A 13,457-nucleotide genomic window follows, 5' to 3' on the forward strand; every position below is an offset into this window, starting at 1 on the left:
GTCACGTGGCGATTGAGGTTCAGTCACAGGACAGCTGGTGCTCACGTGGTGTCTGGATGTACATATTATGATTGGTCCATGCCGAACGAGTCGTGATTTTGGCGAGGCCGTCTTCTTTGCGGTGACTGCGGGCTTCCCCATGTTCGACATTGAATTGAGTCGCCAGAATCGCGGCAGAATGGCCGCCTCTTGACTTGCCATCCTTCATGAGATAAACGGTAATTCGTCGTAACAATTGAATCTTCGACAGCCTGTCAGGGTGCTCTCTGCTGATATTGTCTCTGCATTGACCCTCTTGCACGAGAGCCCTCCACCGAGAAAAACAAACGACGTGTTACGGACCATCAGCGGCGCGACAGACTTCATCGATCCTTCACGGATTGCCGTGTGCCTCATCCTCCTTCTCTGTGTCTGTGTGCTCGCGCAGATGCTCGGTGCCCCGGTGACTCTGCTCAGTCTGTTGACAACCTCAGACATGCTTGCCGGATCGGTTTCGGAGGATTTCTCGGTACTTCCTCCAGTACCTGAACTCCATCCATTCAGCGCCCTGCGTCTCCGTGTCGATAGGCATCCAGTTCCCCACCTGCCTGTATTGGCCACCTCGGTCTTCCATCCGCCCCTGACCTAATCTCACTCTGATCTCCATGTGCATCGGTCATCGGGCCTCTGGCCGGAGAGGGTACCGCCATGTCCGGTGTTCTCATGTGTGCGAGATTGAGGGCTTCGCGAGCGGCGATCGATCTGCCGCTGCAGCCGAGGGATTGACCGGTCGGCCTTCAGACCGTGAAAAGGGGTCTATCATGCAGAGACTGCTCGTGATTGAAGACGAACCAGAAGTACGACGACATGTTCAACAGGCCTTGGAAATTGAGGGCTATTCTGTCCTGACAGCCGCCGATGGATACGAAGGGCTCCGTCTCTTGCGTGAAGAACCTGTCGATCTCGTGCTCGTCGATCTCCTTATGCCCGGGATGGACGGTTTGGAACTGATCAGGCAACTCCGCTGCACCAGCCTTACTGCCAAGATTATCGCCATGTCCGGCGGAATCGGGGACTGGAACTATCTCCAAGTCGCCGCGTATCTGGGAGCCCAGATGACGCTCCAAAAGCCATTCAGTCGGCAGACGTTGCTGGATGTCGTGCGGGCACAGTTGTCGCCGGATTCAGGGTGCAAGGGCGGCCACAGCTAGGGAGCGACCTCGCGAGTTGCAACCTTCAAAACTCTCGAAGTGGTATCTCGGACGGCTTGGACAGTGAGCCACTCCATGAGGCGAGTAAAACCAGCGGCTGGATATCAAGAGTTTGCAAAAGAACCGGCTGGGAGCGAGTATGTGGAAAGCGTCTAGCGAGGCGGCCCTCATTCGAGGATCCGCGCATCCATCCACTGCCGGCCGGAAGGAGGAGATATGAAATGTCCCGACTGTTTGACGGAAAACGATGTCTCTGCCACGAAATGTTCGGTGTGTGCGCATCCATTTGCCCCACAGCCGGTTCGGCCTGTGGTGTACACCAGTTTCTACGGGGGGTATTTTGCCTTTCGCGAATTGGTGACTCCACATCTCATTAAGGTGGTGTATATCGTGGGAGCCTGCTTCATCACTGCGGCGGGAGTCATATCGATCCTGTCACCCGAAACGTTGAGCGGGGGGTATGAGGCGGACCCGATCCTCACCCGCTTTGGAGGGATCATGGTGTTACTGGTGGGGAATCTGGTGTGGCGGATGATGTGCGAAGGCGCCATCCTGCTCTTTAGCCTCCATGAGATCCTTGTCAGCCTCGACACTCGGGCCAGGGTCATGATGGCTCGGCTTCAACAGACCTCGAGCGTCTGATGCATGACCTGACGGACATCCTCTTTACCCTCTTCATTGTCTTTGTGGCTGCGCAGGTCGGTGCGGAAGTCGCCGGGCGGCTCACGCTCCCTGCTGTGGTCGGCGAGATTGCGGCCGGCTGCCTCATCGGCCCTTCGGCGCTGGGCTGGATCCAGATCAATGAGCCGCTGACGGCGCTGGCAGAGATGGGGGTCGTGCTCCTGCTGTTTTCAGTGGGACTCGAAACTCGCGTCGATGACCTTCGCAAAGTAGGGAAAGTCGCGGGGCTGGTGGGAGTTTCCGGCGTCATCGTCCCATTTGTCATGGGAGCCGCATGGGCCCTGAGCGAGGGCTTTACGACACAAAAATCCCTCTTTATTGCGGCGGCGTTCGTGGCGACCTCAACCGGAATTACCGCCAAGATCTTGCGGGACATGAAGATTTTGGACCGCCTGGAAAGCCGGATCATTCTCGGGGCAGCGGTGATTGACGATATTCTCGCCATGCTCATCCTCGGAGTCGTCACGTCGCTGCAGGATGGCGGCGTCAACCTGGCCAACCTTGGCCTCGTCCTTGTACAGGCGGTCGGCTTTGTGGCTGTTATTGCGCTGGTCGGCACCAAACTCATGCGGAAACAATCCGCGCTCCTCGATGTCCCGATCAATCCACTGTCGCCGCTGACGCTTTCTCTCGCTCTCTGCCTGGGATTGGCTGCGATTGCGGCCAAGATCGGCCTGGCCGCGATCATTGGAGCGTTTCTGGCCGGGATGGTGATCGCCGAAAGCCAACAGCGTCATACGCTGGAGCACCAACTGTCTCCTATTATGGCGTTCCTGGTTCCATTCTTCTTTGTGGTGACCGGCGCTCAGGTAGATGTGGGGGCGCTGGCAAGCTGGTCCGCCCTTGGCTCACTCCTCATCGTCACAGTGCTGGCGGTGGTCAGTAAACTTGTGGGGTGTGGAGGGGGAGCGCTGTCCCTCGGAAGGAAATCGGCTTTGATCGTCGGAATGGGGATGGTTCCTCGTGGAGAGGTCGGGATCATTGTGGCCAGTCTCGGTCAACAGGCCGGAGTCATTTCTGGGACGATTTATGCGATCATTATTGCCATGTCGCTGCTCACCTCGGTGATCGGCCCCACCATCCTGCAAACCCTCCTGGCTGGTTCAGCACCCACCCGGAACGAGGGTCAACAGCCTTTTAACCGGCGGACCATCTCGGAGTAGAAGACGTCGGCCAGCCGCTCCAAATTCACGCAATCCGCTTCATTATAGCCGAGCAGCCGCTCTTTGGCGGCCTCATCATGGGAGTGCCGCCATCGATTCCACAGCAGGACCGCGTCATGACCATCCAAGCCGTGCAGATCTGCCGCGCGAGCGATGTCCAGTTGCGCCTCAATTGCCTTTAGTCCGCCTCGATATCCTAGCTGCCGGCCGACAAAACAAAGGTCAATATGAGGTTGGTTCAGGGGAAGGCCGGGATAGTGCGCGAGCAGCATCGGGACATCAAACGTCGTCCCGCAAAACGTTACCAGAAGATCGTATTGCGATAATGCTTCCCCAAGTTGCCGCTGATCCAGCGATTCACCTCGAACGAATGAGGTGAAGCGACCATGGCCGTACAACCCCACGACGGTGATGTGTCCGAACGAATCCGTTTCGATATCCAAATACACGGCGCGTTCTCGAAGCCATTCATAGAGCCGCCACTGCTCCCGCTGAGGCAGGACCACGCCAAAGTAGCGCGCATCGTCTTGAGAATAGTGAGCATGAGCTTCGGCGACACCTTTGTCATACAATGCCTTCCGGCCTGCGCTGATGCCTCGAATGGAGGAGGCCGCGAGAAAATGAGACCAGGTGCCGATCCCTTCCAGCCACAGTCGCCGTTCGCTGGTACGCCCTATTCCCGGAAGCAAACAAAAAGTGGATGTAATCATGTGAGTCTGTACAAGACTCGTCCGTACATATCCGGATCGTTAACGCACAACCCCGTCCGGCCAATTGTCCACCGGGACCTATGCCGGTTTCAACGTCCATATGTACAAATCGGACGATGAACTAGATGCTTCAGCGGTCAACTTCCACGATTGGGTCTGTTGCGGGTTTGGTGTTTGTTATAGTGAATCGAAAGGATTCGAGCACGGACATCTTCATGCTCTCGTGCGCCGGAGTGACAGACATCCTGGTACAATCATCGGGGAGTGTTCAACCCGAGAGCGCGTAAGCTGCTTGCGTGGGACGGGCTGTCACCACAGAGAGGAAGGTCGCCATGTCACGACTTACAGGCAGAATGCTAAGCGGTCTCATATTATTGGCCTCGACAATGGCCAGCTTACCCAATTCCACACCGGCAGCTCCGCCCGTGCAAGGAGAAGTGGTATCGATTTCAGCCGGTGTTCCGGGAACGATGGTTGTTCGAGACGATAAAGGGCAGCTTCATATTCTGAGTCTCACACAACAAACACAACTCGGCGCCCAGTTTAAACCGGGAGACAAAGTGCTTGCCTTCATGAGCCCATATGGCGTGAGCGCGGTTCAACTCCAGGTGGGAGTTCGCTAGACAATCACTATGACCCGCAAAGAAGCGATCGTCACATCGAGACCTCCGCGAACCTGAACTCTACTATCAAAGCCGCTTGCGAGATTCTCCTGTGAGATCTAGTAAGGGGTCCGGCTGTCCAGAGCTGACCTGCGTTGAGTCAGTCATCGTGGAAGAGTTGTGCCCCTCGGCGGTCCGTCCGTAGCCGGCCGACCAGGCGTGATTTACGATCAGCGCCCAAGTCTGTTTGCGCGACAAGCTAGGATCGTACATCGAGGCATAGCGGCTCTGCATCTCCGCGCGGAACGCCGTTTGCGACACGGCCGGTACACCTGCCAGAACCGCCAGCGAGGTCACGTATTCTCCATTGCCCCGCGCGATGTCGCCGCTCACGCTATCATAGGCATAGACCACGAACCGTTCCAATTGCTGACGGGCCTTGGCAGAACCGGGCAGGGCGTTACTCCCCGGCGACGTGCTCGACGTAAAGTCGCTGGTCAGGTCGAATGGGGCTACAATGGTGTCGGTGGTCGGACCACAAGAAACTCCGCCCATCAAGAGCACTGGAATGAATAGGGCCGCGCCAGCGTTCATGCTGTCCTCCTAAAATAATGGAGTGAATTGTTGGAGTTTTGAGACCATAACCGCATTTTGCAGGATTCCTGATGCGGAATGGACTAGACAATGCCCTGGCTCGGAGCGAATTATTTTGTACGTGTGCGCTATTCGTGTCGGAATGCAGCGAGGAGCCCCGCCGCGCCGAGCAGCCCGCCTAGGATGATCAGGAACGAGGAAGTGTCCGGCAGAGTTGCCTCCTGCGGAGGCGCCCAGTCGATAAAAAGGCCGAGCGCGATGAGAATGGCGCCGAGCGCTTGCAAGACCTTCCATCGAATCGAAATCCGCCGAAACGTCTGCTGTGATCCTTCTTCAGACTTCCTATCCATAGACAGTCTCACCAGCGGTTCAGCATAGCATGGGCTATGGATCGGTGTGGGAGCGATGTTATATCCAGAGGGTTCCGCAGGGGCGGTTTCCGCATCTGTTCCCCGATAGGCAATTGCCTTGCGGTGTTCAGTTTCCCCGGGACTTCTGACAAGAGACCTATGTTTTAGAATGCGCTAAGTGTTACAACACTTGACGAGATGTTCATGGAATGGCTGAAGAAGAGCTGGAATTGGTTCTGGCGGCAAAGCGTGCTCAACAAGGTCGTCATCCTCGGCCTCTTCGCCGCATTTGTGCCGTTTGTGCTCCCCACGGTCGTAGCTTGGTTCAGACCGACGATGATTCATGTCGGCGTGTCCTTCTACACGTATGAACGAGGATCCCAATCGCAGGGGATGAATACGCTCTATTTCTTCGAGAGGCGCAACCTCGTGTCCAACTGCAGCATCCGCCGTGACGAGCAACCTGTTCCGAACGGTCGCGCCAAGGCGCCCGATCCGCAGGCCTGGGTCTTGATCAAGCTGTTGCTCGAAAATGTGGCTGATCGTGACATCACGAATCTCCGGGTCGGTCTGAGGTCTCCCGCCATCAATCAGGGGACGCAGGTGTTGACTGCTCCAAGTTTGATGGCCTCGGGTAACCGGGAAGCGCCGCCGGACGTGAAGCCCTTGTATGTCCTTTCGATCGCGACTATTCCGGCAGCGAGCTCGGTGGTTGTCAGCTTGAAGACTCCCCTCGATGACAACTTGCGTGAGTTTATCTATGTCAAACGCCGCCCGGTGACCATTCAGGCTCCCTATGTGTCGGCGGATCAATTCAGGCAGTATCCTCCGATCGTCTCGCGCACAAATGCGGTCAAAATGTTGAATCGCGAGGGAGTGTTGCGAACCAATGACGATGCCTTCACCGATGAAAAGCTCCAGGTGACGATGTTGTCTTCGGATGGGCCGACCACGAAGGAAGGAGATGCATCGTATCGAATCCTTCCGCGGGCAAAGGTCTGTTCGGAAGCAGAAGCGGGCGTGTGGTGACCTTCAACTCCGGAGAACCGGCGTCGAGTGCGCGAATCGACCCGTCGATCACGGTCAGAGCGATGGGATCTTTGCAGTAAGCAGGCTCCTCGCCGCCGACTGCCCGGCCAGCCATCCTGTCGTCCACGCCCATTGAAAATTGAACCCGCCGATGCGGCCGTCGCAATCGAGGATCTCCCCGGCAAGGTAGAGTCCAGAAACCAGCTTTGATTCCATGTTCCGATAGTCAATTTCATCCAACGGCACCCCGCCGGCCGTGACTTCAGCAAAGTTCCATCCTCGGTCTCGCTCAATCGGAAATCGAAACCGGGTCAGGGCATTCAGTAATCGATGCCGATCGACGCGTGAGACCTGAGCCGCAGCTTTCAGCGGGTCGCAAGAGCAGTGGTGGCAGAGTGAATAGGCGAATCGCTCCGGAACCAGCAACGCCATGGTTCGGACCAAGGAACGCTTTGGATGCTCCGTTGCCTGAGCGGCCAACCAAGCCTTCAACTCCTCAGCTGTGCGACTCGGCGCGAAGTTGGCATAGAGATCTACGGGCATGCCTTGAGATGTCGCCAGCACCCAGAAGCGGCTGGCGTCCATGACCACCGGCCCGCTGATCCCGAAGTGAGTCCAGAGTAGGCTGCCTGTGCGCCGATCCACTTCTCGACCGCTCACCAGAGTGATCAGCTCCACGTCATGTGACAGGCCTGAAAGTGTCGTGTGAAACATAGAGTCATCGAGGACCAGAGGGACCAAGGCCGCTACTGTCGGTGTCACCCGATGGCCGAAGGATCGAACCAGCCGATACCCGAATCCATCGCTTCCCGTTCTCGGCAAGGACCGGCCGCCGGTGGCGAAGATGACTCGATCCGCGCGTATTGACCCACGGCTATGATCCACGAGAAATTCTGAGTTTGCCCGAGACATGCCACTCACACGATGCTCGGGACATATTGCGACACCCGTGAGGCGGGAGCGCTCGAGCAATGCGTGGAGTACGGTGCGCGCCTTGTCGGTCGTGGGAAACAACTTGCCCGTCGGTTCACGTTTCAATGCAACACCCAGCGACGCAAACCAGGCAATGGTTCGTTCAACGGAAAAGCCCGCAAGAATATTTCGGATCACGTAACGATTGCCGAAAAAATCCCTTGGCGTCACGACATCATGCGTGACGTTGCAGCGTCCACCGCCAGATATCAGAATCTTGGCGCCTATTTGTTTGGCGCCATCAAGCAGCAACACCTGTCCTGAATGCCCTGCCTTTGTCAGGGTTTCCGCCGCAGCGATGGCAGCGGTCAGCCCGGCTGCGCCGGCTCCCACCACGACAATGCTCACGAGGTCATCGGTCATCTCCATACTTCCTGCTGAGAGAATTCCCGTCGCAGATGTTCTTCTACTTCTCCCATCCCATGCGCGCTCCTGTCTTCCGGGTACTATTTAGCAGGGTTATTCCAGCCGAACTAGTGGATTGCCTAGTAGGCGAATGAGGGGATGAATCCCTAAAGTGAACAGTTGCGTATCACAAAGCATCCTGTGTCTCAAACGCTTACACATGACCATAGGTCGAATCCCGCGTGCCTACGGGCTGAGTCCTGTCGGAAGCACTTACCACGATTCGAGGTAGAGTGGTGTCAATCTCTATCGGATTTCCAACCGTCACGCTTCAACTTCTTTTGATCCTCGCATTCGGCTTGGGGGGACTCGATCGACCCTTCGAGCAATTCGTTCATGCCGCTGAGCCCAGTGCCACGATGTCCGATTCTCATGAAAGTGGAAATCGGGACAGCGGGACTATGCCCAACGGAATCAACCTTACGCTCCTCGGCGATCGACGCAAAGAAGCACAAACAGAACTGGACGCCGTACGGGCATCTCTTTCATCCAAGCGCGCTGTCGGCGCTCTTCAAGAGGAGCAGCTGGAACGGCAGGCGCTACTGGAGCAAATCGTGCGCGGGTATGATGAGCAATTGAGTGATCTTCAGCGGCTTACCGAAGCGCGTCAGCGCCGTACCGAAACCCTCCGCAGCGCCGAGGAGTGGAAAGGCCTTCCAGAACCGCCGCCTTATTCGGTTTTCCTTGCGGATCAGTCGTGGGACGCCGTGTATTCCCTCGAATTAGCCGTAGAGGGTTTGCAGTCTCAACGGGAGTTGCTCACATTGCGATTTGAACAGGCGCGCGAAGCGCTGGCAACTGCTGAGGAGCGGCTGCGGCAGGCGTCGGAACGATTGGAAGCAGTTAAAGATCCTGCGCAGATCGCTCGGGAACGCCGCCTTCACGGGTCAGCCGTTCTACACGCTCAGGCCGCTTCCGTTCTCCTTGAAGTGGCGCAGCTCTCAAGGAAGCGGGTCGAAGAAGAGCTGGATGGCACAAAAGCGCGGCTTGCGTTCGAGCAGCGGCGTCTTGACGCAGTCTCCGCTCATGTCGTGTTCAGCGAAGCAGATCTCGCTCAGATCAGAAGCCGTTCGGATAAAGAACGCCTGCGATTGGAAGAAAAACTGGAAGAGACGTTCGATGAGCGTCAGCGGCAGTCTCAGGCCGTGCAGGATGCCGAGCGTCGACTGGATCTTCTTCGCCGCAAGCAGACAGGAAAGGCTTCAGCGGAGGAGACGCCGGCGATGTCTCGTGCGAAGGCGGAGGTCGAGCTCGCTCAGGCCCGACTGGACAATCTCCTGACAGAGGCTGACCTCTTGCAGCAATCAATGAACGTCATGGCCGGAGAGCGTCAGCTGTGGGAGAGCCGTTTCGTCATCGCCCATACGTCCGAGCCAGGGAAAGCACGGGAAGCCTACACACGGTTCATGCCGCTCTTCGACAATTTTCACGCATCCCGGAATTATTTACGTCAACAGGGTGGGATTGTTTCCGGACAGATCAGCGAATTGGAGAATCGGGTGCGCCATTCCCCGGCGCCGCAACGTGCGACACTGCAAGACCTGCTGCGTGCATTCCACGAGCGGCAGGAAGCCTATACGCGCGCCTTGCACCGAATGGATGAAGCGGCGAGGTTCATGGAACGGTGGCGAACTGAATTCAAGCAACAACAGAGGGAATTACCGCTGTTCGACCGCCTCGAAGAATGGCTTGCCCGCAGCGGAAGCGTGATGAAGGACGCATGGACGTATGAGCTTTTTTCAGCGGAGGATACGATAGACGTCGACGGCAAGACGATGACCGGCTACCGCAGTGTGACAGTCGGAAAAGCGCTGACGGCGCTGGCAATCTTTTTGATCGGCTATGTCGTCTGCGTCTATGTGGCACAGGCCATCGGCCGAGTGGCCGCGACGAAATTCGGTATGGCGCAGGATGTCGCCAATCTCATGCGCCAGTGGAGTCAGGCGTTGCTGGTTACGTTCTTGATCGTGTTGAGCTTCACGTGGGTCAAGATTCCGCTGACGATCTTCGCGTTTCTAGGCGGGGCTTTTGCCATCGGTGTGGGATTCGGAGCACAGACGCTCCTCAAGAACGTCATCAGCGGCATTCTGGTGTTAATCGAACGGCCGTTGCGAGTGGGCGATCTCATTGAAGTCGATAACATTCGAGGTCGAGTGACGTCGATCGGCCTTCGTTCGTCCACTATCAGAGACGTCAAAGGAACGGAGACGTTGATTCCGAACAGCAGTTTCCTCGAGAAGTATCTCACCAATTGGAATTATTCCAGTCGGGTGGGCCGATTTTCCCTTCGCCTCGGTGTTCCGTACGGCATTGCCGCTCAGCAGGTGGCGGATCTGCTCTCCGCTCTTGCTTTGCAGCACCCCCAAGTCATGAAACAGCCTCCACCGCAAGTGCTTCTGGATGAGTTCGGGTCGCAAGCCCGCGTCTTTACAATGAATTATTGGCTCGAAATTGCGCCCGAGATAGATCCGAATGGAATCGCCAGCGAGTTACGCTTTGCAATCGAGCAAAAATTTTCGGAAGGCGGGTTGAAAGTTTTGCCGGAAGCCTAATTGAATATCAATAAGAGGGGACACCAATGACCTGTCGAAAATGCAAAGGATTCATGGTTCAAGAGCGGCCATCGGGATCGTCCAATACAGTCATCCTGCGGTGTCTCAATTGCGGATTGCTGATCGACCCATTGATTGAGCAAAATTGCGGCAACCATGCCCTAAGCAAAAACAGACTAGAGGAAGAGCGCCGATATTAGCGTATTCTAACTAGCTGTTAACACAACGTTAATCTTTGAATGCTACAACACCTTTCGAGATTCATATCGCCAAGGAGGGATGCTAATGACGTGTCAAAAATGCAAAGGCTTGATGATCCAAGAGCGGCAACCGGCAGTGTCGTCAAGCACGATCATTCTGCGTTGTCTCAATTGCGGTCTGATCATCGACCCATTGATTGAACAGAATCGCAGTAACCACATACGAGCGAAGGCAGCCTAGAACAAGCTGCTCTTTGCATGAGGCACAGCTGCATGCATCCGCTTGGTTGGAGTGGGCGTCGCGTACGCAGTCAGACCGAAAATTCTGCCCACACAAAGGTATGGTCTGAAGACTCTTTCGCTCGCCGCGGCTCGACGTCCACATCCGCCTTGACGCACTTTTCCGCCAGTGGTGCCGTCGCCATGATATGGTCGATGCGCCATCCCTTGTTGGCTGCCAGCGAACTCGGCGCACGGTAGTCCCAAAACGTATATTGTTGACGAGTCGGGTAGAGCTTCACAAAGACATCCTGGAATCCCCATGCCACCGTTTGTTCATACGCTTTGCGGGCAGCCTCATGGTAGCAGACATGTTTCAGATGCTTCTCCGGGCTGTGAACGTCCATAGGCCGCGGAGCCACATTCATATCCCCACACCAAATAGCCGGAACCCGCGGCGACAGATGTTTGTCGAAGTAGTTCCGTAGTCGTTCGTACCAGGCTAATTTGTAGGCGTACTTCGGCGAATCGATTTCGAACCCCTGTGGCACGTAAGTGTTGACGATGGGAATTCCATCGACGATGACGCTTAGCAAGCGAGCCTCATCCAGGTCTCCTCCATCGTCGAATCCATACGAGATACCGTCCGGTTTTTTTCTGCTCAGGACCGCCACGCCGTTATACGCCTTCATCCCACGAAAGGTCACCTCATACCCACTGGGTGCCAAAGCGAGCAATGGAAACTCGCTGTCCTGGACTTTGGTTTCTTGAAGGCACAGGACGTCCGGTTTGTGCCGATCGAGCCATTCGAGCACGATCGGCAAACGTTTGCGCAATGAATTGACATTGAATGTCGCGATTTTCATCCCACGCGTGCTCCAAACTGAATCAGCGCATCCTAGCAAAAGCCCTGGAAGGCAACAAGCGTGTGGAAAGAGGCGCTTCGAGATTTATGGCGGGCGGTTTTGGGTCAGCCTGCGATCATGCGGAGCCCCGGCACCTTGAGCTCATGAACGGCGTCCCGAATGACCTGGATGACTTCGGGCCTCGTGAAGCCGCGTCGCCATGCAAGTCCGATTCGACGACCGGGGACTGGGTCAGCCAACTTGATCGCCAGCAAGCGTTTGTTCTCATACTTTGGCGTCAAGGCGCTGCAGGGCAGTACGGTGATGCCCAGCCCTGAGGCTACCATTTGCCGGATGGTTTCGAGAGAATTCCCCTGCCACCCCTCCGTATCGGATCGACTGAGCTCCGGACACGCCTCGAGGACTTGTTGCCGGAAACAATGTCCCGCATGAGGAAGAAGGACCTTCTCGGAACTCAGCTGGCGGGAATCGACGAGTTTCTTCTTCTGCCACGGGTGTCCGACTGGAACCAACGCCTTGAACGGTTCATCGTACAAGGCTGTCGTGAGAATCGCCGGCTCGTCGAAAGGCAAGGCGATCATAATCACATCCAGTTTTCCACTTTTCAGCATGCCGGCCAAGTTCTGTGTAAGGTTTTCTTCCAGTTCCAGCGGCATCTTCGGGGCGCGAGCGTTCAGCAATGGAACCAAATCCGGAAGAATATAAGGTCCGACGGTCGCAATGACGCCGAACCGCAACAGCCCATTCAATTGGTCTTTGCCTTGCGCCGCCAGAATCTTGATTCGTTCCACTTCTTCCAGGACTCGCTGAGCCTGATGGACGATTTGCTCTCCGAGCGATGTCAGTTGAATGCGTTCCCGGCGTCGCTCGAAAATCGCCGTGCCTAACTCGTCCTCCAGTTTCTTGATCGCGAGGCTCAGAGCGGGTTGGGTCACGAAGACACGATCGGCGGCACGCCCGAAATGGCGCTCCTGAGCCACGGCAACGATGTACTGTAATTCCGTCAGGGTCATCTCAGCGCGTTCTATATATAAAATAATTTAATCTTCTATTTATACAATATCAATTGGACTTATGACCAGGGGTCGGATATTTTGCATCCAGGCAAGTGGGAATGAGCCCGCTTCCAGTTTTAAGCCCGGGAGGGTGTCCTGCAACGGAATGGGCTGTGTTGATCGCCGGATTCATGGCCGCCACGGCCTGAGAGACAGGTTCACAACCAGCCCGCGATCGGCTGCGCATTGAGTCAATGGCACGACTCATGATAAGACAACCTCCCAATGATCGGTCGGCACCCACGAATTTGGCCCGGCCGGGGGAAGGAAGCCATGAAGAAATCAGAAAACATCGCCAAGAGAGTTGCCGGGAATGGCCCCCAGATCGATCTCGGGATCGAACCGACCCAGCGGAAAGCCATCGCCCAAGGGCTGGCGAAAGTGCTGGCGGATACCTATACGTTGTACCTCAAAACGCATAACTTTCATTGGAATGTGACGGGCCCGATGTTCCAGACGCTGCATCTGATGTTCGAACAACAGTACAACGAACTGGCGTTGGCGGTGGATCTGGTTGCCGAGCGCATTAGGGCGCTCGGGCATCCGGCTCCGGGGAGCTATGCGCAATTCTCGAAGCTGTCCTCCATCTCCGAAGCGACTGCTGTCCCCAAGGCTGAAGACATGATTCGTCAGTTGGTCGAAGGACAGGAATCGTTGGTGCGAACGTTGCGGAACGTCTTTATCACGGCTGAAAAGGCCTCGGATCAGGTGACGATCGATCTGCTGACTCAGCGCATGCAGGTGCATGAGAAAACTGCTTGGATGCTCCGAAGCCTGCTGGAGTAACCTGAGAGAGAAGATGGGTTCCGGGCACAGTCGAGCCACTTGAGAAGGGGCCAGAGGCAATGAACGATGAAGCGGCGGGTTCG

14 protein-coding genes are annotated in these 13,457 nt (G+C 56.2%); 8 read left to right on the forward strand and 6 right to left on the reverse strand.

Annotation, left to right across the window (positions count from 1 at the left end; translation table 11 throughout):
• Window positions 1–800: 800 nt before the first annotated feature.
• From H8K04_01770 to H8K04_01780, 3 genes are all read left to right on the forward strand, one after another.
• Complete coding sequence (locus H8K04_01770; GenBank protein UVT16319.1) at window positions 801–1,190, forward strand: response regulator; 390 nt, start codon at window positions 801–803, stop codon at window positions 1,188–1,190.
• Window positions 1,191–1,406: 216 nt separating this feature from the next.
• A complete protein-coding gene (locus tag H8K04_01775) occupies window positions 1,407–1,832 on the forward strand; it encodes a DUF4282 domain-containing protein (GenBank protein ID UVT16320.1) in 426 nt (141 codons plus the stop codon).
• Window positions 1,832–3,034, forward strand: coding sequence for a cation:proton antiporter (locus H8K04_01780; GenBank protein ID UVT16321.1), 1,203 nt, complete (start codon window positions 1,832–1,834; stop codon window positions 3,032–3,034). The genes H8K04_01775 and H8K04_01780 overlap by 1 nt, the downstream gene beginning before the upstream one ends.
• Here H8K04_01780 and H8K04_01785 read toward each other — a convergent pair.
• Window positions 2,998–3,744, reverse strand: a complete 747-nt coding sequence (locus H8K04_01785; protein UVT16322.1) for a ribonuclease H-like domain-containing protein — start codon at window positions 3,742–3,744, stop codon at window positions 2,998–3,000. The two genes, H8K04_01780 and H8K04_01785, sit on opposite strands and share 37 nt — an antisense overlap.
• Before the next feature lie 332 nt (window positions 3,745–4,076).
• On the opposite strand from H8K04_01785, the gene H8K04_01790 reads away from it, so the two are divergent.
• Complete coding sequence (locus tag H8K04_01790) at window positions 4,077–4,367, forward strand: hypothetical protein (protein ID UVT16323.1); 291 nt, start codon at window positions 4,077–4,079, stop codon at window positions 4,365–4,367.
• A 66-nt stretch (window positions 4,368–4,433) separates the two neighbouring features.
• Here H8K04_01790 and H8K04_01795 read toward each other — a convergent pair whose 3' ends face one another.
• Window positions 4,434–4,940, reverse strand: a complete 507-nt coding sequence (locus H8K04_01795; GenBank protein ID UVT16324.1) for a DUF3015 family protein — start codon at window positions 4,938–4,940, stop codon at window positions 4,434–4,436.
• A gap of 128 nt (window positions 4,941–5,068) precedes the next feature.
• Entirely contained in the window at window positions 5,069–5,290 is a 222-nt protein-coding gene (locus tag H8K04_01800; protein UVT16325.1) for a hypothetical protein, read from the reverse strand.
• Between the two features lie 204 nt (window positions 5,291–5,494).
• Here H8K04_01800 and H8K04_01805 point away from each other — a divergent pair, with 204 nt between their 5' ends.
• On the forward strand, window positions 5,495–6,319 hold the full coding sequence (locus tag H8K04_01805; GenBank protein ID UVT16326.1) for a hypothetical protein: 825 nt from the start codon (window positions 5,495–5,497) through the stop codon (window positions 6,317–6,319).
• A gap of 54 nt (window positions 6,320–6,373) precedes the next feature.
• Here the strand turns inward: H8K04_01805 and H8K04_01810 are convergent, their stop codons facing one another.
• Complete coding sequence (locus H8K04_01810; protein ID UVT16327.1) at window positions 6,374–7,654, reverse strand: NAD(P)/FAD-dependent oxidoreductase; 1,281 nt, start codon at window positions 7,652–7,654, stop codon at window positions 6,374–6,376.
• A gap of 278 nt (window positions 7,655–7,932) precedes the next feature.
• Here H8K04_01810 and H8K04_01815 point away from each other — a divergent pair, with 278 nt between their 5' ends.
• Together H8K04_01815 and H8K04_01820 are read left to right on the forward strand one after the other, a co-directional pair.
• Window positions 7,933–10,248, forward strand: a complete 2,316-nt coding sequence (locus tag H8K04_01815; GenBank protein UVT16328.1) for a mechanosensitive ion channel — start codon at window positions 7,933–7,935, stop codon at window positions 10,246–10,248.
• A 285-nt stretch (window positions 10,249–10,533) separates the two neighbouring features.
• A complete protein-coding gene (locus H8K04_01820) occupies window positions 10,534–10,689 on the forward strand; it encodes a hypothetical protein (GenBank protein ID UVT16329.1) in 156 nt (51 codons plus the stop codon).
• Window positions 10,690–10,759: 70 nt separating this feature from the next.
• Here the strand turns inward: H8K04_01820 and xth are convergent, their stop codons facing one another.
• Both xth and H8K04_01830 read right to left on the reverse strand, forming a co-directional pair.
• Entirely contained in the window at window positions 10,760–11,533 is a 774-nt protein-coding gene (gene xth, locus H8K04_01825; GenBank protein UVT16330.1) for an exodeoxyribonuclease III, read from the reverse strand.
• A gap of 104 nt (window positions 11,534–11,637) precedes the next feature.
• Window positions 11,638–12,546, reverse strand: a complete 909-nt coding sequence (locus H8K04_01830; protein ID UVT16331.1) for a LysR family transcriptional regulator — start codon at window positions 12,544–12,546, stop codon at window positions 11,638–11,640.
• A 333-nt stretch (window positions 12,547–12,879) separates the two neighbouring features.
• Here H8K04_01830 and H8K04_01835 point away from each other — a divergent pair, with 333 nt between their 5' ends.
• Window positions 12,880–13,374 (forward strand): DNA starvation/stationary phase protection protein, encoded by a 495-nt coding sequence (locus H8K04_01835; protein ID UVT17828.1) that lies wholly within the window; start codon window positions 12,880–12,882, stop codon window positions 13,372–13,374.
• Window positions 13,375–13,457: the final 83 nt, after the last annotated feature.

Origin of the sequence: Nitrospira sp. (assembly GCA_024760525.1) — a bacterium.
GTDB lineage: Bacteria > Nitrospirota > Nitrospiria > Nitrospirales > Nitrospiraceae > Nitrospira_D.